The organism is Streptomyces cinnamoneus, assembly GCF_014650495.1.
Lineage (GTDB): Bacteria > Actinomycetota > Actinomycetes > Streptomycetales > Streptomycetaceae > Streptomyces > Streptomyces cinnamoneus.
Genome location: NZ_BMVB01000003.1, coordinates 165,238 through 184,883 on the forward strand (window position 1 = coordinate 165,238; position 19,646 = coordinate 184,883).

General features: G+C 70.3%; 22 protein-coding genes. 8 read left to right on the plus strand and 14 right to left on the minus strand.

Going from position 1 to position 19,646, the window contains the following annotated elements:
- Position 1: 1 nt before the first annotated feature.
- The 4 genes from IE182_RS05705 to IE182_RS05720 all read right to left on the minus strand — a co-directional run bounded on the left by IE182_RS05705 (position 2) and on the right by IE182_RS05720 (position 3,807).
- Positions 2-463: a contractile injection system spike tip protein gene (locus IE182_RS05705; protein WP_190108520.1), complete on the minus strand. Its 462-nt coding sequence runs from the start codon at positions 461-463 to the stop codon at positions 2-4.
- A gap of 63 nt (positions 464-526) precedes the next feature.
- Entirely contained in the window at positions 527-1,831 is a 1,305-nt protein-coding gene (locus tag IE182_RS05710) for a phage tail sheath family protein (RefSeq protein ID WP_190108521.1), read from the minus strand.
- Positions 1,832-1,861: 30 nt separating this feature from the next.
- Positions 1,862-2,302: a phage tail protein gene (locus IE182_RS05715; protein ID WP_190108522.1), complete on the minus strand. Its 441-nt coding sequence runs from the start codon at positions 2,300-2,302 to the stop codon at positions 1,862-1,864.
- A gap of 23 nt (positions 2,303-2,325) precedes the next feature.
- Entirely contained in the window at positions 2,326-3,807 is a 1,482-nt protein-coding gene (locus IE182_RS05720) for a phage tail sheath family protein (RefSeq protein WP_190108523.1), read from the minus strand.
- A 597-nt stretch (positions 3,808-4,404) separates the two neighbouring features.
- Between IE182_RS05720 and IE182_RS05725 the strand changes: the two genes are divergently transcribed.
- Positions 4,405-5,394 (plus strand): phage baseplate protein, encoded by a 990-nt coding sequence (locus IE182_RS05725; protein ID WP_190108524.1) that lies wholly within the window; start codon positions 4,405-4,407, stop codon positions 5,392-5,394.
- A gap of 127 nt (positions 5,395-5,521) precedes the next feature.
- Here the strand turns inward: IE182_RS05725 and IE182_RS05730 are convergent, their stop codons facing one another.
- The gene (locus tag IE182_RS05730; RefSeq protein ID WP_190108525.1) at positions 5,522-6,088 is read right to left on the minus strand and encodes a TetR/AcrR family transcriptional regulator; all 567 of its coding nucleotides are present in this window, start codon (positions 6,086-6,088) and stop codon (positions 5,522-5,524) included.
- 226 nt (positions 6,089-6,314) lie between these two features.
- Here IE182_RS05730 and IE182_RS05735 point away from each other — a divergent pair, with 226 nt between their 5' ends.
- The 4 genes from IE182_RS05735 to IE182_RS05750 all read left to right on the plus strand — a co-directional run bounded on the left by IE182_RS05735 (position 6,315) and on the right by IE182_RS05750 (position 9,514).
- Positions 6,315-7,226, plus strand: coding sequence for an MBL fold metallo-hydrolase (locus IE182_RS05735; protein ID WP_190108526.1), 912 nt, complete (start codon positions 6,315-6,317; stop codon positions 7,224-7,226).
- A 282-nt stretch (positions 7,227-7,508) separates the two neighbouring features.
- Complete coding sequence (locus IE182_RS05740; protein ID WP_229844603.1) at positions 7,509-7,904, plus strand: 2'-5' RNA ligase family protein; 396 nt, start codon at positions 7,509-7,511, stop codon at positions 7,902-7,904.
- A gap of 229 nt (positions 7,905-8,133) precedes the next feature.
- Complete coding sequence (locus IE182_RS32710) at positions 8,134-8,865, plus strand: nSTAND1 domain-containing NTPase (RefSeq protein WP_373303505.1); 732 nt, start codon at positions 8,134-8,136, stop codon at positions 8,863-8,865.
- A gap of 34 nt (positions 8,866-8,899) precedes the next feature.
- The gene (locus IE182_RS05750) at positions 8,900-9,514 is read left to right on the plus strand and encodes a DUF3995 domain-containing protein (RefSeq protein WP_190108528.1); all 615 of its coding nucleotides are present in this window, start codon (positions 8,900-8,902) and stop codon (positions 9,512-9,514) included.
- A gap of 77 nt (positions 9,515-9,591) precedes the next feature.
- Here IE182_RS05750 and IE182_RS05755 read toward each other — a convergent pair whose 3' ends face one another.
- Positions 9,592-10,137, minus strand: coding sequence for a hypothetical protein (locus tag IE182_RS05755; protein WP_190108529.1), 546 nt, complete (start codon positions 10,135-10,137; stop codon positions 9,592-9,594).
- 210 nt (positions 10,138-10,347) lie between these two features.
- Here IE182_RS05755 and IE182_RS05760 point away from each other — a divergent pair, with 210 nt between their 5' ends.
- Positions 10,348-11,160, plus strand: a complete 813-nt coding sequence (locus IE182_RS05760) for an alpha/beta fold hydrolase (protein WP_190108530.1) — start codon at positions 10,348-10,350, stop codon at positions 11,158-11,160.
- Positions 11,161-11,166: 6 nt separating this feature from the next.
- The gene (locus IE182_RS05765; RefSeq protein ID WP_190108531.1) at positions 11,167-12,429 is read left to right on the plus strand and encodes a hypothetical protein; all 1,263 of its coding nucleotides are present in this window, start codon (positions 11,167-11,169) and stop codon (positions 12,427-12,429) included.
- A 28-nt stretch (positions 12,430-12,457) separates the two neighbouring features.
- Here the strand turns inward: IE182_RS05765 and IE182_RS05770 are convergent, their stop codons facing one another.
- Both IE182_RS05770 and IE182_RS31890 read right to left on the minus strand, forming a co-directional pair.
- A complete protein-coding gene (locus tag IE182_RS05770; protein ID WP_190108532.1) occupies positions 12,458-12,874 on the minus strand; it encodes a (R)-mandelonitrile lyase in 417 nt (138 codons plus the stop codon).
- Positions 12,875-12,942: 68 nt separating this feature from the next.
- A complete protein-coding gene (locus tag IE182_RS31890; RefSeq protein WP_229844604.1) occupies positions 12,943-13,578 on the minus strand; it encodes a hypothetical protein in 636 nt (211 codons plus the stop codon).
- Between the two features lie 225 nt (positions 13,579-13,803).
- Here IE182_RS31890 and IE182_RS05780 point away from each other — a divergent pair, with 225 nt between their 5' ends.
- A complete protein-coding gene (locus IE182_RS05780; protein ID WP_190108533.1) occupies positions 13,804-14,295 on the plus strand; it encodes a hypothetical protein in 492 nt (163 codons plus the stop codon).
- Between the two features lie 68 nt (positions 14,296-14,363).
- Here IE182_RS05780 and IE182_RS05785 read toward each other — a convergent pair whose 3' ends face one another.
- From IE182_RS05785 to IE182_RS05810, 6 genes are all read right to left on the minus strand, one after another.
- Positions 14,364-16,154: an ABC transporter ATP-binding protein gene (locus tag IE182_RS05785; RefSeq protein ID WP_190108770.1), complete on the minus strand. Its 1,791-nt coding sequence runs from the start codon at positions 16,152-16,154 to the stop codon at positions 14,364-14,366.
- A 107-nt stretch (positions 16,155-16,261) separates the two neighbouring features.
- Positions 16,262-16,696 carry a lasso peptide biosynthesis B2 protein gene (locus IE182_RS05790; RefSeq protein ID WP_190108534.1) on the minus strand — a complete coding sequence of 145 codons (435 nt, stop codon included), beginning with the start codon at positions 16,694-16,696 and terminating at the stop codon, positions 16,262-16,264.
- Entirely contained in the window at positions 16,693-16,947 is a 255-nt protein-coding gene (locus tag IE182_RS05795) for a lasso peptide biosynthesis PqqD family chaperone (RefSeq protein WP_190108535.1), read from the minus strand. The genes IE182_RS05790 and IE182_RS05795 overlap by 4 nt, the downstream gene beginning before the upstream one ends.
- Before the next feature lie 63 nt (positions 16,948-17,010).
- Positions 17,011-18,873, minus strand: a complete 1,863-nt coding sequence (locus IE182_RS05800) for a lasso peptide isopeptide bond-forming cyclase (protein WP_190108536.1) — start codon at positions 18,871-18,873, stop codon at positions 17,011-17,013.
- Between the two features lie 23 nt (positions 18,874-18,896).
- A complete protein-coding gene (locus IE182_RS05805) occupies positions 18,897-19,007 on the minus strand; it encodes a keywimysin-related RiPP (protein ID WP_190108537.1) in 111 nt (36 codons plus the stop codon).
- Positions 19,008-19,220: 213 nt separating this feature from the next.
- Positions 19,221-19,637: a nuclear transport factor 2 family protein gene (locus tag IE182_RS05810; protein ID WP_190108538.1), complete on the minus strand. Its 417-nt coding sequence runs from the start codon at positions 19,635-19,637 to the stop codon at positions 19,221-19,223.
- Positions 19,638-19,646: the final 9 nt, after the last annotated feature.

Genomic DNA, 19,646 nt, shown 5'->3' on the forward strand with positions numbered 1-19,646 from the left:
GTCAGGACCGGGATCCCGCCCGTACGGGGCGGATGCGAGGGCACGAGAGGGTGGCTCGGCCGGCGTATTCCTTCGACGGGTCGTTGGGCACCGTCGGGTTGGACGGATTCGAAGCCGGGACCTGGGGAACGAGCACCAGGTCCAGCGGTCCGCCGTCGAGGGCGACTTCGGTGCCCCGCCGGGTGCGTGCGTGGCGGGAGCGGTGGCGCGGCGAGACGGTCAGTCGTATTTCACCGATGCCGAGCACGGGGTAGGCGGGGGTGGCGTAGAAGACGTAGATCCTCAGTCGCTCGATGTCCTCGGGTACGCACGCGGTCATGCGCTCCACGGTAAACGCGGCCGAGCCGGGCAGCGGTGTCGGGACGGGGGTGAGCGTTCCCGGCAGGCCGGGGGTCGGTGTGGTCGAGGTGATCTGCGGCAGGGGAGTGACGATGTCACCCTCGCGCAGTACGAGTCGCAGCATGCGAGCCCCTTTGCGCCGGGACGGTCCCGCCGGCCCCGCGGGTGCGGGGCCGGCGGGTCGCCGTCAGCTGGTCAGGCCGGGCTGGCCGGCGATCTGGGTGATGGTGAAGTGCACGAACTCCGCGGGACGTACGGGCGCAACGCCGATGTCACAGATGACCTTGCCCTCGTCCATGGTCTCGGGCCTGTTGTTGGTGCCGTCACAGATCACGTAGAACGCCTCGTCCGGCGTCCGGCCCACGAGCGCGCCCTGACGCCACTGATCGGTCAGGAACGACGCCACCGAATGCCGCAACGCCGCCCACAACCGCTCGTCATTCGGCTCGAACACCGCCCACGTCGACGACTGACGGATCGAATCCGACAGGAACGACACCAAACGCCGCACGTTCACATAACGCCAGTCACGCGTCGACGACCTCGTCCGAGCACCCCACACGAGCAAACCCCGGTCAGGGAAGACCCGCAGACAGTTGACGCCCGCCGCGTTCAGTTCCCCGTGCTCGTCGTCGGTGAGGAGGGTGCCGGGCGTGAGGACGCCACGGAGGTTCTGGTTGGCAGGGGCCTTGAAGATGCCGCGTTCGGCGTCGGTGCGGGCCCATACGCCGGCGATGTGACCGCACGGCGGCACGGTGCGTTCTGTGGCGTCGACGCCCGGCACCGTGATCCACGGGTAGTAGAGGGTGGTGAAGGCGGCGGCGTCGGTGTCGGGCGAGGCGAGCTTCCCGGCGAACGTCTTGACGTCGCCCGCCGTCAGGTCCGGGGGCGGGTCGAAGATGGCCAGCCGGTTGCGCTGTGCGGTGCAGTGCTTCAGTACCTCGGCCATCCTGCTGATGCCCTGGTCCTGGTCGAGCGGGGGCGCATCATCGTCAACGGTGACGTCGGCGGTCATGTCCCAGAGGCTGGGCACGGCGACCATGGTGACCTCGGGGACGGTCTCCAGTCCGGCGAGGCCCGTGCGGGCGTCCACGTTCCCCTGGAGGTCCGCGACGCTCACGGCGCTCGCGGGGCTGGTGAAGCCCACCACGTAACAAGTGCGCCCGCCATTGGCGAAGAATCCGTAGACGGCTTCGGCCAGCGGGAAACACCTGTCCAATGTCAGGGCGGTGACCGGGTCGGCCGTCCCGGCGAGCTCCTTGGCGATCTTGTCCATGCTGTAGCGCGCGGCGAACTCCCGCCAGCTTCCGATCTTCTGCGGGACCTTGCGTTCGGCCTCGTCGAACGGTGCGGGCGTGGCGTTCGGGTCGTCCGCTGCGAAGAACTTGGTGTAGCCGAGGAACGCCGGGACGGAGGTACTCGCCCCGGTGATGGTGCGCACTCCGCTGGGGAGCTCCTTGACGAAGACTCCCGGAGGGTTCGGATCGGGCATCTGCGCTCCTTGGGATGGGGGGCGGGCCGGCTACTCGACGGTGATGTCCTCGTAGGTGATGGTCACCTGTTCCGTAGCGGGCCCGGACTCCGAGGCGCCCAGCGACGGCCCCTCCCAGCGGGATGCCCAGGCGTTGCTGAGGTGGATGCGGCGGACGGTCTGCTTCTTGGCGTCCTTCAGGGCGATCGTGATGTTCTGCCGCGCGGCATCGAGGTCGGCGTTGACGAGCGTCGCCTTGATCCAGTCGGTGAAGGCGGTGCTCTTGTCCATGCCCCGGGTGATGGTGATCTCGCCGGTCTTCCGGGCGCCGGGTTGTTTGCGGATCAGGAGTTCCCCGGTCGAGGACACCTGGCGGACCTCCACGACGTCCTGCTCCAGCTGGAGCCCCGAGACGCTCTGGACGGTCTCCACCTGGAACTTGCCGAGTTCGATGGCGAAGGTGCTGCTGCTGAAGCTGTCACCGGTCAACATGTGCGGTGCCTCCTCCGGCTCGTTCAGGTGCTCTGGCCGGGCTGACCGGCGATCTGGGTGATGGTGAAGTGCACGAACTCCGCGGGACGTACGGGCGCGACGCCGATGTCACAGATGACCTTGCCCTCGTCCATGGTCTCGGGCTTGTTGTTGGTGCCGTCGCAGATCACGTAGAACGCCTCGTCCGGTGTGCGGCCCACGAGCGCGCCCTGACGCCACTGATCGGTCAGGAACGACGCCACCGAATGCCGCAACGCCGCCCACAACCGCTCGTCATTCGGCTCGAACACCGCCCACGTCGACGACTGACGGATCGAATCCGACAGGAACGACACCAAACGCCGCACGTTCACATAACGCCAGTCACGCGTCGACGACCTCGTCCGAGCACCCCACACCAACAGACCCCGGTCAGGGAAGACCCGCAGACAGTTGACGCCCGTCGCGTTCAGATCGCCGTTCTGCGCGTCCGTGAGGACGGTCGGGACGGAGAGGACTCCGCGGAGGTTCTGGTTCGCGGGGGCCTTGAACACGCCGCGCTCGGCGTCGGTGCGGGCCCATACGCCGGCGAGGTGGCCGCACGGCGGCACGGTGCGGGTCGTTCCGTCGAGCCCGGGGACGGTGAGCCAGGGGTAGTACACGGCCGTGAACGCGGCGTCGTCCGTGTCGGGGGACGCCAACGCCTCGGCGAAGGCGATGGCCTCGGAGGGCTTCTTGCCGGGCGGGGGTTCCACGATCGCCAGCCGGTTGCGCATCTTCGCGCAGTGCCCCACAACGGATTCGATGACCGGCCGGACGGACGTCGCGTCCTGGCTCTTCGTCCAGAGGTCCGGGACGGCGACCATGTGGACGTCCGGGACGGTCTCCAGCCCGGTCAGTCCGGCGCCGACCTCCGTCCCGAGAGCGTTCCCAAAGTTGAGCGGGACGACGTAGCACTTGGTGCCGCCGTTGGCGAAGAAACCGTAGACGGCTTCGGCGAGCGCGTACTTCCGCCCGTCGGTCAGCTTGGCCTTGAGGTCGGTGAGCTCGTGGTGGCGCGCGGCGACGGGCCACCAGGGCTTGCCCGCCGTCTCCCATGCCCCGTAGCCCGCGAGGTCCTTGACCTTCGCCCTGATTCCATCGGCGAACTGCTTGTCCTCTTCGGACACGTCACGGCCGGCCCCCAGGGCCTCCTCCACCGTGCCGAATCGCCGGTAGTCGTCTTCGGCGACTCCCGCCGCGACGGCCTGGCCCTTGAGGGTGTTGTCCGCGGTCGTGAACGTGGATCGGAGCCGCTCCAGAGGCTCTAACGCCTTCGTCGCCTGCTCCAGCGTGAGGGCGGAGCGGAAGTGGAACGTGTCCACGAACTCGTTCCAACTCCGCACGGCCTGTGGTGAACCGGCGTCCGGCCGGGTGACCGAGTAGCCGAGGAACGCGGGCGTGGACGTGCCCGCTCCGGTGATGATCCGTAATCCGCTGGGGACTTCCTTGACGTAGACCCCTGGCGCTGAGGGTTCTGCGGCCATATGGCTCTGCCCTTCGTGAGGTGTCGGGTACACCTCCGAACAGCAATACCCAAACGCGCGCACCACGCCACACAGTCATTCGGAGAAGACCGTAAACCACTCCTGAGCATGAAATCATGACATATCAATGCAGACTCTCCAGGAGATGCGGCCCGTCTCGACTCAGGTGAGGCTCACGGGCCGGCAGGTCGGCGACCGGGTCACGGTCGGCTGGTACGGCGGCAGCCACGGGCACCGCGCCGCCTGCCGCGAGGGCGATGCTGACGCCATGTCCGCCACCGTCGACGGGCTGGGCCGCCGTGGCAGGCACGACCTCACAACTGCCCACGCCAGGGCGGAGCGAGCGCACCGTCGGCCGGGGCATTCGGGCAATGTGCGCGTAACCGGTCCTCCGCTGCCCCTGGGACGTGCGGTGATCGGGTCCATGCCGTAAGGTCCTCCCACTCGCCCCCTGGCACCGCCTCTGACCTGGGGCTGCGGGAGGATCGTGCCCCACCGGCCGCCGCGCTCTCCTCGGACGGGACCGCTTCCCGTCCGAGCCTGAGCGTCGGCCAGGGGCCCCCTTCCCCCCGGCATCCCGGTAGAAGAAGGAGACACATGACCCGCACCACTGGCCTGAGCCGCCGCTCCCTGCTCCGCGCCGGTTCCGGACTGGGCCTGGCCGCGCTCGGCCTGGGCACGGCCGCGCACCCCGCCTCCGCGGCCGTCCCCGCCTCGCAGCGCTTCGACCTGACCCAGGCGTCCACCGACCTGTACCGCGGCAAGCCGCTGCACGACGTGACGGTCCAGCAGGGATTCGCCTTCGACAACGTCAACCGGCGCCTGTTCGTGGCACAGCGGCGCAACGGGTCGGCGGAATCGGCCGGAGACCTGTGCGTCACCCAGCTCGACTTCGCGGGGAACTACGTCGGGTCCATGCACCTGACCGGCTTCGGCCACGGCGTCGCCTTCGGCGCGCAGGGCGTGGGCAGCTCCACCTATCTGTGGACGGAGGTGGACTCCGACGGCGGCTACGGCCGGCGCCTGGCCCGTTTCAAGTTCAGCAGTGGCACGACGCTGTCGAGCACGTCCTCCGCGCTGGTCAAGTACACGCCCGTCGCCGCGGCCTCCGAGCACACCTGCTCCATCGACCCGGTGAACAACCGCCTCGTCGTCCGCTACCACCTCAGCGACGGCAAGCACATAGCCGTCTACGACCTCGCCGCCGCCACGAACGGCGACTTCAGCCACCCGCTGGCCGACTTCAAACAGCCCACGCTGCCCACCCTGTCGCCCAAGTTCCAGGGTTACGCCGCCTACGGCCAATACCTCTACGTCATGACGGGCGACGACTACGAGACCAACGGCAAGGATGCCGACGGCAACTGGATCGTCGATTCCGAGATCACCAGCATCGACATGAACACCGGCACCATCAAACAGGGTCCCGTCCTGACCAAGGCCGGCTCCACCCTCGACTTCCGCGAGCCAGAGGGTCTGGCCGTCTATCAGACGGTCGCCGGCGACGTCCGCCTCTTCCTCGGCTTCGCCTCGGGCGACCCGGGCGACCGCCGCTCCAACCTCTTCTACAAGGACGTTCTGGTCTAGGGCCACCCCGCCGGGCGACGGCCGTGGACGGCGCGGACAGTGCACCGTCCGCGGCCACCCGGTCCGGCCGGGCGCCAAGGAGTGTCCTCAAAGTGGCGCCGAAGTCCCTTCGGCTCGATGCCCGCCCTCACGGCAACGGCATGAGCCGGTAGAGGACCGTGGCGACCAGGTCGCGGGCGTGCCCTGCGTCGAGTGGTCCCGGGCGGAACAGGGCGCGGTACATCATCGGGGCCACGACGTGGTCCATGACGGTGTCGACGTCCGGTACGTGTTCGCCGCGCTGCACGGCCCGGGCGAGGACCGTCTCGACCTGCTCGCGCGCGTACGCGGAGCACTGGCCGGCGTTGGATCCGTCCGGGTCGCCTGCGAGGGTGTCCCGGACATAGGAGCGGCCGGGCCCGGACGACATCTCCTCCAGGAAGCCGGCGGCCCAGTGCTCCAGGTCCGCGCGCAGGCTCCCGTGGTCGGCCGGCGGGGCCTCGGGCCGCAGCCGCTCCACCGCGACGTCCGAGAGCAGCTCCTTCAGATCGCCCCAGCGGCGGTAGACGGTCGACGGCGTCACTCCCGCCCGCGCTGCGACGAGCGGCACGGTGAGAGCGGCCTGCTCGGCCTGCAATGCGCGCACGGCCTGGTGCACCGATTCCTGGACACGGGCGCTTCGTCCGCCGGGGCGGACCGCTGGTCTGGGACTCATGACACCCACCTTAACGCGAATTCATTGCACGGACCGCAGCTCGGTAGCTCTTGGCCCCGGCGGGCCCAGCAGGCCACCTCATCTGGATGGACCGGAGTCCGGGGTGGTCATGAGCAGGTCCGCCCCTCCTCGCTAAAAGCAGAGTCTTTGCGTTAGCGGCAGATGCGGGCTACGGTGGCGACTAACGCAAAGAAGATGCTTTTAGCTCTCACGGAGGGACCTCCCCATGGACCGGCCCGTTCAGCCTCCCCAGCCGCCCGGCCAGACCTGGAGGGTCGGCGGAATCGTCGTCCATCGCATCGACGAGACCGCACTCGCGCCGCAGACCGGTGCCTGGCTGCTGCCCGCCGCCACCCCGGAGGTCGTCACCGGGCAGCCCTGGCTGCAGCCCGATTTCGCCGCCCCCGACGGAACCCTCCACCTGGCCAGCCACAGCTTCGCCTTCGAGGTGGACGGCCTCCGGGTCCTCGTCGACACCGGCATCGGCAACCACAAAACCCGCGCCAACCCCGCGTGGAACCACCTCGACACCGACTACCTCCGGCGACTCACCGACGCAGGCTTCCCGCCCGAGACCATCGACCTGGTCGTCCTGACCCACCTCCACACCGACCACGTCGGCTGGAACACCCGCCGCGCGGACGACGGCTCCTGGATGCCCACCTTCCCCAACGCCCGCTACCTGACCTCCCGCAGCGAATGGGACTACTGGGCCGGCATTGCCGAGCACATGGAGGACGGCCGCCGGCAGATGTTCCTCGACTCCGTCCACCCGGTCCACGACGCCGGGCTCTTCGACCTGGTCGACGTACGGCACGAGCCCACGGACATCGCCCCCGGCCTCCGACTGCTCCCCACCCCCGGGCACACACCGGGCCAGATCGCCGTGGAACTCCACAGCGCGGGACAGGCGGCAGTGATCACCGGCGACTGCGTCCACCACCCCGTGCAGCTCGCACACCCCGACATCACCAGCTGCGTCGACATCGACCCCGCCCAGGCCGTGCGCAGCCGCCGCGACCTCCTCACCGCACTCGCCGGGACGGACGTCCTGCTGCTGGGCAGCCACTTCCCGCCCCCGACCGCAGGATTCGTCGTCGCCGAGGCCAATGGCCACCGCCTCGTCCCCGCACACTGAGCACGAGGAGCCGAAGCGACTCCTCCCCCGCCGGAATCGGCCCAGGGCGTGTCCGATGGGTCAGCCAGAACGCCCGGTCCGGCGTCGGCTTCGCGGAAAGAGCCGTATGACGTCTGCGGTAGAGGTGCCACCATGCGGTGTCATGACAGACGACAGCGGAAGTGCTTTCCAGGCGGGTCAAACGGGTCTCATCGTCCGGATCCCGGAGGCAGAGCCGGCCGTCCGCAAGTGGCGTGAACGGCTCGACCCCTCGGCCCGGGCCGGGTTTCAGCCCATGTCACCGTGCTCTTCCCCTTCCTCGACGAGAGCCGGACAGATGCGTCCGTCTGCTCGGCTCTCGCGGGCGTGCTGGGCAGTCACCCGGCCTTCGACCTGCAGTTCGAGCGATGTGGCCGGCTACCGGAGGTGCTGTACCTCGTTCCGGAACCCGACACCCCATTGCGGAGGCTCACTGAGGCGATCGCTGAGCGTTGGCCCGAGGCCCCGCCCTATGGCGGCCGGTACACCGAAATCGTGCCGCACCTGACCGTTGCCCAAGGCGGGGACGATGCGGCCCTGGAGGAGGTCGAGGCCGGCCTCGCCGGCGGGCTCCCGCTCACGTCCCACGTCACGTCGGTCGAGCTCATGGTGTACGACGGCAAGAAGTGGCAGGAACGGGCGTCGTTCGCACTCGGATGACGTGCCGTCAAAGGTGAGAAATGCGCCGATGGCCAGGGATCCGGATCGTTCCAGCCTGTAGCGGCGCTGCCTGCGCCGCCGCAGTCTCCGTCATGGGCGCGCGCCCTTGAGCGTCGCATCGCGACCTGAAGCGCTGTTGATCCCGTCTTCCCGCATTGAAAGGATCTTCCGGGGGTGTTGGTCGGCAACCTTTCCGGCGAGCCTGACGGTTCCCCGACCCGGGACAGGGATGGAGAAGTCAGTGGAAGGGCCAAGCCATGACTCCGGCAGCCCAACCGCCGAGACTCCGTCCTCCGGATCGGAGAGGGCAGGCGAGGAGCTACGCCGATTACGGCGCGGCCGCGGCATGTCACTGGCCGAACTGTCCCGCTTGGCCTTCTACAGCAAGGGATACCTGAGCAAAGTCGAGAACGGCGAGAAACCGCTGACTCTGGAACTCGCCCGATCCTGCGATCAGGCCCTGGACACCGGCGGTGAACTCGAGCGGCTCGTCTCTGTTCCCCCTGCCGATCGCGACGGACCGCCGTTACGTGACGAAGGGGCATGTCCGTACCGCGGGCTCTCCCCGTTCGAGGCCGAGGACGCCCGTTGGTTCTTCGGTCGCGACAAAGCCACCGCCGGCGTCGTCTCACACCTCACCGAGCGACTCAGGACAGCAGGCCCCTTAATGGTCATGGGCCCCTCGGGAGCGGGGAAATCGTCACTTCTGCGGGCGGGTCTGCTACCGGCGCTGGCCCACGGAGTTCTGCCCGTCACCGGCTCGCACACCTGGCCGGCAGTACTGCTCACCCCAGGTGAACATCCCGTCGGGGAACTCTTGGCACACATCGCGACCGCGACCGGGCACCGGGTCTGCCTTCCCCCCCTGCCCGTAAGGCCGCTGGCGCTGAGCCCTGTGCCTCGGTCACAGGGATGGCGCGAGGTAGCTCCTGCGGTGGAGGTTGATCATCCGTGCGGATGACCTCTCGTCGTCGTGGTCCGGCCACGATGGAGTCATGGTGATCAGGCTCTTTGCGCACGATGCAGCGCGTCCGACCCGGCGCCGCGCACTCCGCCTTCGGCCGGGGGCGTGGCCGGGTCTCGCTGCTGCGGTATGGGGGCTTCTGTTTGCGGTACCCAGTTTCGCCTGGGCGATGGGGGTGACCTTCGGCGCACGGACGACGGTGGCGCCGTCCCTGGTGAAGCTCGCTGACGATCGAGTGGCGTGGTTCGTGGCCGTCTTGTGGGTGACCGGCCTTCTGAAGATCTTCGGGGCACTGATCGGTATCGGCCTGACGCACCGACGCGGCAGACGGATCGGCCGTCTCTTGGTGTTCTGTGGCGGCGGCGCGACGGTGCTGCTTGTCTGGCACGGTTGCCTTTTCGTCGCCCATGGAGCGCTGGTCGAGGTCGGGGCCCGCTCTGTCGCGCCTGACCTGGCCGGGCTGACGCGCTGGTACCTCTGCCTGTGGGGACCGTGGTTCATCGTCGGCGGTCTGGCTTTCGCCGCGGCCACCACGCGGTATGTCCGCCGACTGGACGCCCGGGGCGAGGTGCGGCTCTACGGTGCTGTGGGGGCGCTGGGTGCCTTGCTCCTGTCCTTGGTGTCGATGATCACGGGGATCGGCTGATGACCGTCGCAGTAGCCGCTCCACCAGCGCACCGGGCAATTCGGCGAACGCGTCGGGGGCGCAGCCCCCAGCAGCCCCTAGAGGATCGTCAAGGTTGTCGCCCCTGTCGCGCTGGTGAGACCGCCCCCCAGGCATTGCAGGGCGCTCGGCTGGGGCAAGGGGATGAGCTGGAGCAGGTTCCGGCCCTGGAAGCGACCGTGGGTGACGGTGCCGGTGACCGGGGTGACCACCTGGCCGACCGCGGCCGTGCTGCTGCCGCTGATCTCGGCAGTGCTGGAGTCACCGGTGTTCCAGACGTAGGTCCGGCGGCCCCGGAACCCTTCGAGGACGTTGTTGCAGCCCGTGGTGAGCGTGAACTCCTCGTGGTAGCCACCGCTCTTCACCGCGCCGTCACCGCCGATGCAGGAGGCGAAGCGCCCGTCGACCGTGACGTGGATGCGTCGTGCCTGGAGGGTGACCCCCGGGTGGTAGGTGACGGACTCGGTGCCCTGGCACTGCAACGGCCCGGAGTGCCGGGGGTGGGCGGACGCCGGCACCGGTGCGGCCGCGCCGAACAGCACGGCGGCCGCCAGGGCGACCGCACGCATCCGCTTCCCACCGACCGTCACCGCGGTTCTCTTCACACTGAGCACCATGGAAGAGTCCCTGCCCCGTTCGTACGTCCTGCAGCCGGGCGCACCGGAGCAACCACAGGTTCTCGGTCCGGGTGAACCGCGCGCGGCCTGGCGCGCACGCCTACCCGCGCGGGACGTCCCGCGCGTAGTCTCGTGCCGCCCCCTTCGACCTCCCCCAGGGCCCTGCGCCGGAGCGAGGCTGGAGAGAGATGGAGAGAGATGGACACGCTGGAGAGCGGCACGCTGGCCGTGCCCGGCGCAAGGCTGTACTTCGAAGTACGCGGCGTCGGGCCGCTGTTGCTGCTCATCCCGGGCGGTGCCTCCGACGCGGAGGTCTTCCGGGACCTGGCCGACGAGCTCGCCGCCCGCCACCGTGTCGTCACCTACGACCCACGCGGCATCTCCCGCAGCCTCCTCGACGGACCGCCGCCCCCCTCGTGGCTCGACGCCCAGACCGACGACGCCGCCCGGCTGCTCGACCACCTCGTCCCGGCCGGCGAACCAGTGCGGGTGTTCGGCAGTTGCGCGGGCGCCTTGACCGCCCTGGAGCTCATGCTCCGCGATCCGCAGCGAATCCGGCTGACCGTCGCCCATGAGCCACCCGCCATGGGGCTGCTGCCGGACTCGGCACGACACGTCGCATTCTTCGACGAGGTGCACGCGACGTTCAACCAGGAAGGCGTCCCTGCCGCCCTGGACAAGCTCCGGGCCGTCTTCGGGGGCAGGCCCGCCCCCTCGCTCCCCGAGGCGACCGACAACAGCGAGTTCTTCCTCTCCCACGTGATGCTGCCCTCCACCCGCTGCGTGCCCGACGTCACCGCGCTGGCGGCCGTGGCGGACCGCGTCGTCATGGCCGGCGGCCGGGAGTCACGCACCTACGACGTGCAGCGCCCGGTGGCTGTCCTGGCACAGCAGCTCGACCGGGAACTGGTGGAGTTCCCCGGTGGTCACGCCGGCTACGCCAAGCACCCCGAACCCTTCGCCGCGCAGCTCGCGGGAATCCTGGCCGGCGTACTGCCCTCGCGTGGCTGACGCGCCATGCGCATCCTGATGGGCGCCCAGAACTGCGGCTTCGGCCCGGCCTCCGTCCTCGTCGCCGTCGCCCGGCTGCTCCCCGGGCACGAGCGGGTGTTCGTGGGGGACGGTGTCGCGGCGGACTTCGCCCGCCGCAACTCCACCGCCTTCACCAGCATCCACGAGTTCGACCAGCCACGCGGGATGGGAGAGGTGCTCCCCGACCGATTGCTGGAGGAGAGCGACCAGGTCGTCTCCGTCATGGACGCCGACCTCGTCCTGCGTGCCGTCGTGGCACGCCGTCCGGTGGTCCTGGTGGACTGCCTGTTCGGCTTTTGGCAGCACCGGCACTCCCTGGAGCGGATCCGTGAGCTGTGCGCGGCCGTTCCCCACGCCTCGTTCCAGGCGGCACGCCGCCACCTGGCCTGCCTCTCACCGCACGAACGCGTCCTCGCCGCCCACCTGCTGGCCGACCACAGTGTGGTCCAGAACTTCCCCGGTGTCCCGCGGCGCATGGCCGAGTTCACCGACGCCGACGCACAGTGCGCGCTGCACCTGACCGGTCCGCTCGTCGACCTGGAAGGTCTGCAGCAGGCGCGGGAAGACGGGCCGGCGACCGACGGAGCCCACTACGACCTGCTGATCAACACCGGCGGCTTCAAGAACTTCCTCCTGGACTTCGAGGCCAACAACGACTACCTCCGGCTCATCGACCGCTGGATCCCGGACCTCCTCGCCGACTGGCCCCGGTTCACGCACGTCCTGCTCTGCGGCGGCCCGTACGCCGGAGCCCGCGGCGGCACCCACCGGACATCCGGACGACGGGTCGACCGCTGGTTCCTGCCCCAGCGCGAACTGCTGCGGCAGGTGGCAAGAACACCGCACTCCCTCCTCGCCCCCGGCCTGTCGGCGCTCAACGAGGCCACGCTCCTGGGCCGGCTGCCCTTGGCGCTCCACGAACAGCACTACGCCCACACCTTCACCGTCCGAAATCTGGCAGACACACTCTTCGGACACCTGGCCGGCCGATTCGCGGACGTCCTGCCCGGTCACACGCTGCCCGAAGACGACTACGCCGGCACCGGGGCCCTCATGGCAGTCGCCGGCCGGGTCCGCCGGGACGACGACCTGTACGCGCGATTCCGCAGCACGTTCAACGCACGCATCGAGCAGTACCTCTCCCTCACACCGGCACAACAGCGCGAGGCAGTGGCGGAACTACGCCACTGCCTCGACGGCCCTCCCGCCCCCTCGGTGATCGTCTCGATCCTCACGGCAGCCCGGTGACAGGTCCGGTGACAGAGGGAGGCGGCGCTCAGGGGCGGTTGGTGGTGCGGGGGCGACTGTACTGCTCGTCGCTGACCGGCTCGGCCCAGGTGGTCTCGGGGCTGCCGTCCTCCAGAGCTTCCCACATGGCGAGGTGCTCCATGAAGCGGTCGGGGGCGGCTCCGTGCCAATGCTCCTCGCCGGGCGGGCAGGTGATGGTCTGGCCGGGGCAAGCCTCGAAGACGGTGCCATCGCGGGTGCCGACGAGGGCGATCCCGGAGACGACGTGCAGGGCCTGTCCGAGGGCGTGGGTGTGCCAGTTGGTACGGGCGCCGGGCGCGAAACGGACCATGTTGACGCGCATCCGGGACGGTTCCTGACCGGCGTGGATGACGTCCCACCAGACGTCGCCGGTGAACCAGTCGGCCGGAGCCTTGCTGGTGGACTGCTGTTTGGTGAACTCCATCGTGTTTCTCCAGGGTGTGTCGAGCTGGCGTCCGGCGTCGGATCCCGGTCGGCCCCGGGCCGGCGGCGTCACCAGTCGATGTGTGCGGTGATCCAGCTCTCCAGGCCGTCCTCGTCGTCTGTGGGGGGCAGATCGGGGCCACAGGTGAGGGGGGTGCAGGACAGCTGCAAGTGGGTGAGGTAGCCGTAGGGGCCATTGTCGGCTGCCGGCCCGAGTATCAGAGCGTGCGTGCGGGTCCGCCAGATGCGGTGCGTCAGTGCGGGCCCGGCCGCCACCGTCTCGGAGGACGAAATCGTTCGCTCAGGGGGCGCGCCGAGGTGTTCGCTCACCGCCTGCGCTGCCTGCGCGAGTACGGCTTCACAGTCCTGGGCTGTGGATGGCCTGCGGCCGCTCCAGCCGGGCTGCTCCTGCCAGCGGTCCATGAGGCCGTACAGCCACGATCCGTTGGCCATGCGTTCGTCGTGCGGGTCGACGGGGTACAGCTCTCCGAAGACCAGGAAGGTCCGTGCGTCCGGGTTCCCGAACGGGCTGGCAGAGTCGGAACACAGCACATGCTGGTCCGCGGTGCGGAAGGACTCACAGACCAGGCTTTCCTCCCAGCACCACCCCCGCCGCTGTGCTTCGGCTTCGACCGCGTCGAAGTCGTCGGAGATGGGGGACGCGGCCGGCAGACCCACTAGTTCGGCAACGGACCTGGCTGTCAATGGCCGGTGGGCAAGGGCATGTACAGGAAACTGCATGCGGAACACCCTAAAGGTGATCTTGCCGCTGCCCGACCCCGAGCTCTGCTTCCCGAGGCGCCCAGGCCGGTCGTACGGGTGAACCGGGCGTAACCATCACCGATCGTGTGTGTTGAGTCCGGGGTATTGCCGGTACTGGCCAATACCCCGGACTCAGCACTGGCTCCCTGCGAGCGCCAAGGAGGGCGCATGAGCGCCGATGCGTACAAGCACTGGCGGGAACTCCAGGTGTGTCGGCCCGGCGACGTCCCGCCGGCCACACCGCTGATGTGGCTGGCCGAGAAGCACCAGACGCACACCGACCGGCTGACCAATCGCCTGCTCCCCGCCGAATTCCAGCAAGAGGCCGAACGGGGCACCGCTGACGACGCCCTCGCGGTGCTCGCGCTGCGCGAGGCCGTCCGCCGCGAGATGGAGTACGGCCGTGGCGCCCACATCCGCGACGCCCTGCAGCTCGGCGCCACCTGGAACCAGGCCGCCGCCGCCCTCGACGTCACCCCGGACGAGGGCCGCCAGTTGCTACGGGCCTGGGCTGAAGGCCAGCGTCACCTCTACATCGCATCCGAGGAACGGGGCGAGCAACCGCTCGGTCTCAGCGCCGAGCAGCACGCCACCGTCCTGGCCCTCGCCGAACTCGCCGACGACGAGCCGGCCGCCGGGCAACCGGAAGCGGGCCGGTGACCACCCCCGACCCGATCGCCGGCCTCGCCATGCAACCAGCGCCCACCTGAGCACCCGGCCGCCCCTTGCTACCGCGTGCCGCCCTTTTCGTCTGCCTCCCGCAGCGTCTGTGCGATGGCCAGCTCACGATAGGCGGTGCTGCTCAGCAACAGTTCGTCGTGCGTGCCGGAGGCGATCACGCATCCGGCGTCGAGGACGTAGATGCGGTCGGCGTTCTGCACGGTGGAGAGGCGGTGGGCGATGACCAGCAGCGCGCACTCCCGCGAGATGTCCCGCATCACCTGGCTGAGAGCAGCCTCGTTGATCGCGTCCAGGTGGGAGGTCGGCTCGTCCAGCAGGAGCAGCGACGGCCGGGTGAGCAGGGCGCGGGCCAAGGCCACGCGCTGGCGCTCGCCCCCTGAGAGGGTCGTCCCGCGTTCGCCCAGGACGCACGCCAGGCCGCCGGGGAGGCGCTCGACGACGTCGGTGAGGTTGGCCAGCCGCACCACGCGGTCGACCTGTGCCACGCCGGCGTCCGGCACCGCGTAGGTGATGTTGTCCCAGAGGGTGCCGTGGAGGACGTGGGTGTTCTGGTCCACCAGCGCGATGCGCTCGCGGCACTGCCGGCGGGTCAGCTCCGATGCGGGCCTTCCGTCGAAGAGCACGACGCCGGCCTGGGTGTCGTAGAAGCGGGCGGCGAGGGAGAAGATCGTGGTCTTGCCGGCCCCGGAGCGGCCCACGAGCGCGACCTGGCCGCGGTGCGGTACGCAGAGCGATACCCCGCGCAGCACGGGCCGGCCGGGGCGGTAGCCGAAGTGGACGTCGCGCAGCGTGAGGGCGTCAGGAGGTCCGGTCGTGGCCGGGGCGTTGCGCCGGGCGCCGGCAGTGCCGGCGGTTCCGGTGGCTCCGCCCGTTCCGATAGTTCCGCCCGTGCCAGCGGTTCCGCCCGTTCCGGTGGTCTCTCGGGGCAGGGACAGCGCTTGTTCGACGCGGTGGTAGGCGCCCATGCCCCGCTGGAGGAGGCCGACGGCCCGGAAGACGGACGAGAGGGGGACGACGAGGTAGGAGGCGTAGAGCAGGAACGCCAGCAGTTCGCCGAGCGAGTCGGCGTCGCCCACGCGCATGCCGCCGATGACCAGGACCACGAGGAAGGAGCCCTGGACGGCGAGTTCGACGGCGGAGCTCATGAAGGAGGCCAGCTTGGCCGTGTCCACTCCGGCGTGGTACGCGCTGTCGACGCGGGTGCCGATCCTGGCCGCCTCGCGGTCCTCGGCGCAGGTGACCCGCACCATGGGCAGGGCGCCGAGGGCCCGTTCGAGGTCGGCGGCGATGCCGCCGATGGCCCCCTGGGTGCGTTCGGCGGCGCCGCGGATGCCGGACAGCAGTGAGGTGACGAGGACGGCTGCTGCGGCCACGGTGGCGGCGACCAGCAGGAGCAGGACGGGGTCGAGCCAGGCCATCAGCGCCAGGGCCCCGGCCGAGACGAGCAGCCCGGTCACCAGGTCGACCAGGGCCTGGGCGGTTGCCTCACGGATGACCGTGGTGTCGGCGGTGACGCGGGAGATCAGGTCGCCGCTGCGGTGCCGGCCGTACTCGCGCATGTCGAGGCGGAGCAGGTGGGCGACCAGGCCGTGGCGCAGGGTGCGGATGACGCGTTCGCCCATGCGTTCCAGCAGGAAGCGGCCGACCGCGCCGGTCACGGCTTCGGCCACGAACAGCCCGGCCAGGAGCAGGAGGGGCCAGGCGACGGGGCCGTGGCCCGCGGCGTCGACGACCTGCCGGGCCAGCAGTGGCTGGGCCAGTCCCATGGCCGAGGCGACCAGGCTGAGCGCGCAGGCGACGGCGATGGCGGGCCGGTGCCCGGCGGTCAGGCGCACCATGGTGGCCAGCGCGCGGGGGGTCGCGTGGCGGTCGCCCGCCGCGGGGTCCGGCACGGGGGTGCCCGGTTCGACGGGGCGAGGTCCGGCCTCTGTGGTGAGCTGCTTCGTCACGGCGCGTTCCGCCCGAGGGGCGCCACGGTCAGCAGGCGGCTGAAGTAGTCGTCGGGTACGCCCTCGCCCACCGGCCGTCCTCCGGCCTCGATCCAGGCGTGAGCGGCGAAGGGCGGCACGACCCGGACCCCTGCGCACCAGGTCGGCCACACGCCCCACAGACGGCACACCAGCGCGGCGGCCACCGAGCGCGGCAGACATCCCCGCGGGCCGGCGCAGTACAGGCTGACCGCGCACACCGCGTCCCGGGCGGCCTGCGCCCGGTCGCGGCCGGCCGGTGTGGCGCCCCGGCTCAGGACGGTCAGCAGGGCACGGATGCGGTGGGGGCTCAGCCGGGCCAGCATCAGGGCGGGCAGCAGAACGGCGCGGGCGGCCAGGCGGTGCCCGAGTGGTACGCCGGCCGGGCGGGCCAGGGCGCCGGGTGTGCTCACGAGACCAGCCCGCTGGTGCGCAGTTGCCCGGTCAGCGCGGCGACGTCCCGGGCCGCCTGGTCCTGGTCGATGTCGAACTCCGCGACGAGGGCGCCCACCGCGTCCTCCTCGTCGCCGCCTTCCAGCAGGGTGCGCACGACGAGGGTGCCGGTCGGGTTGAGCTCCCAGTACGCGCCGCTGCGCTGGTCCAGCAGGATGGTGCCGTACTCGGTGGTGGCGGTGCAGACGTCGGCGCCGAGCCGCAGTGCCATGTGCCGTACCCCTTTTCTCGGGCTTCTCTGCCGGTGCTTCGTGCCACGTGCTCTGCAGTTCTTCTAGGCCGGTCGCTGTGGTGCATCGTGGCTGGTGCCGCGGGCCAGGCTCCGCAGCCACACCTCGCAGGCGATGGTGGAGTAGAGGATCGCGTCCTTCAGGCCGGGGGCGTTCGGGCGGTGGGCCAGGGCGCGCAGGAGGGCGGGGTCGACCAGCCCCATCCGGGCCAGGTGGGAGTCCTCCCACAGGGCCATCAGGTCGCCGCGGTGCTCGCGCAGCCCGTCGGCGGCGTCCATCGACGCCTGTGCCTTGCTGGTGCGGCTCAGGCACTCGTCGGGGACGATGCCGCGCATCGCCGCGGTCAGCAGGGGTTTGTACGCCCACGGGGTGACGCGGTCGGCGGGACGGACGGCCAGGGACGCCTCGATGACCCGGTCGTCGAAGAAGGGCGAGGCCATGGGCAGGCCCGCGCGGCAGGTCATGGAGTCCCACTGGCGGACGATGCGCGTGCAGGTGCGGATGGCCTCCAGGTCGGTGTGCAGTCCGCGGTCGGGATGCAACGGCCGGGCGTCGGCCGCCGCGTCGGTCAATGCGTCGTGGACGAGCGCGGCGGCGTCGTCGCTGACCCAGTCGAACAACCGGGGCGGCGCCGACCAGCCCAGCGTCCCGCTGACCGGGCCGGGAAGGGGGTCGCGCAGGCGACCGGCGGCGTGGGCGAGCCAGCGGTCGTACGGCCGGGAGTCGGCCAGGGCGCACGCCATGCCGGACAGCGGCCAGGTGAAGAGGACCTTGAAGCCGCGCAACCGGCCCAGCGCGAACAGCGGCCGGCGGCGCAGCAGCCGGTGGTAGTACGCCTCCGAGCACCAGGCGATGTGGTCGCCGCCGATGCCGGTCAGGTGCAGCCTGCTGCCGCGCTCCCGCAGGCCGGGCAGGTGGTGCAGTACCCGGGCCCGGTCCATCACACCGATGGTCGGCTCGTCCATGGGATCGTCGATGTCCAGAAGGTCGGTGTAGACGAGCGGCGAGGCTTGGGCGTCCCAGACGACGTGGTCGACCTCGGGCAGGTGTCCTGCGGCGCGTTTGGCCCAGTCCAGGTCGTCGTCGGCCGGGTCGCGGCCGGGCCATGTGCTCGCCACCACGCGGGCAGGGGAACGGTCTGCCAGGAAGCAGACGGACGTGGAGTCCAGGCCCCCGGAGAGGTCGCAGCTGACGACACCGCCCTGCCGGGTACGGGCGCCGACCGCGTCCGTGAGCGCCTGGCGGACCAGCGGCGCGCCGTCGGCGAGGGCGCGCACCGGTTCGGGCGGCGTCCACCAGCGGGACGTGCGGGTGGTACGTCCGTCGGCCGACAGGTACAGGGCCTCACCGGGAGGCACGGCGCTGACGCCTTGCCAGACGGACCTCTCGTACAGGGGGTGGGGAACGGGCCACAGCAGGCGGACGGCCACCTCGCGTGGGTCCGGATCGGCACCGGTGGCGCAGGCGAGGATCCGGGCGTCGGTGGCGGCGACCTGCAGGCCCCCGAGCGACGTGTGGAAGACCAGGCGCAGGCCGGAGGCCGTGCCCTGGATCCTGACCCGGCCGTCGAGGGAGGCCACGAGATGGAAGCTGCCGGGCAGGGTACGGGCGAGGCCGTCCAGTTGGGCGAGGTCGGTCAACCGGTCGGCGTGGCGCCGGAGTACCTCGGCGTCGACGGGGCAGCAGCCCAGTACGGCGAGGGCGGTACGCCGGGTGGTGACGGCGATGCACTCGTCATCGGCCCAGTGGCCGGTGATCCAGGGCCTGCGGGAGGGGTGGTCGAGGGTGCGCGTTCCGGGGCGGCGGGGCAGAGAACGGGCCGCGGCCCGCGCGCCCTCACAGTCCGGCAGGACCGTGAAGTACGCGCCACCGCAGCCCGCCCTCGCCTGATCAGGCGATGACGCCATGGCGTGCGATCAGCTGCCCTGCCTCAGTTCTTGCTGAGGACGAGACGGTCGTTGCCGCGGAACTGCAGCAGACCGGTCTCGGTCCGGAAGTCGCCGCGCCGGACCAGGGTCGGAGCCTCGTACGCCTTCTTCATGAGCTTCTCCTCATTACTGGGAGGGAGAACCAGCCCTGCATCAGACGTAACTCCCGCCTGGTGCAGGGAGGTTCGCTGCTACGAAGAATGTAGCGGCGGAACCCATGGGGCCGACAATACGTTCATATGCGTATTCATAGCGAAATTCGCATACATATCCGCAGGAATGATTTTCGAACCCTGCCCTCCGCTACTCCCCCGGAGGACGGGTTTTCAGCCCCGGTAGGCGTGGGCGAGCGCGAGGGAGTCTTCGTAGATGCGGTATGCGGTGATGCGCCCGTCGCGGACGGTGAAGCGCATGACGAACTCGTCGTCGTAGACCGCCCCGGTGGCGTGCATACGGAAGACGAACCGGCCGTTCACCAGGACGTGGTCCGAACCGAGCACCGCCATCCCGTACAGCTCGAAGTCCTTCCGCTCCCCCGCACCGGCGAGCAGAGGGAACCACGCGCGCATCGCTGCGTGCCCGGTGCGCCGCCCCGCCCAGGGAACCAGCGCGGCGTCACCGGGAACGAACCATTCCACCTCCGGGTCGAGCAGAGCGAACACCGCCTCCATGTCGCCGCGGCCGAGTGCCGCGACGTACGCCTCGACGGTGTCGAGTGCGGTGGGCCGGATGGAGGTGGTCATGGGGTCCTC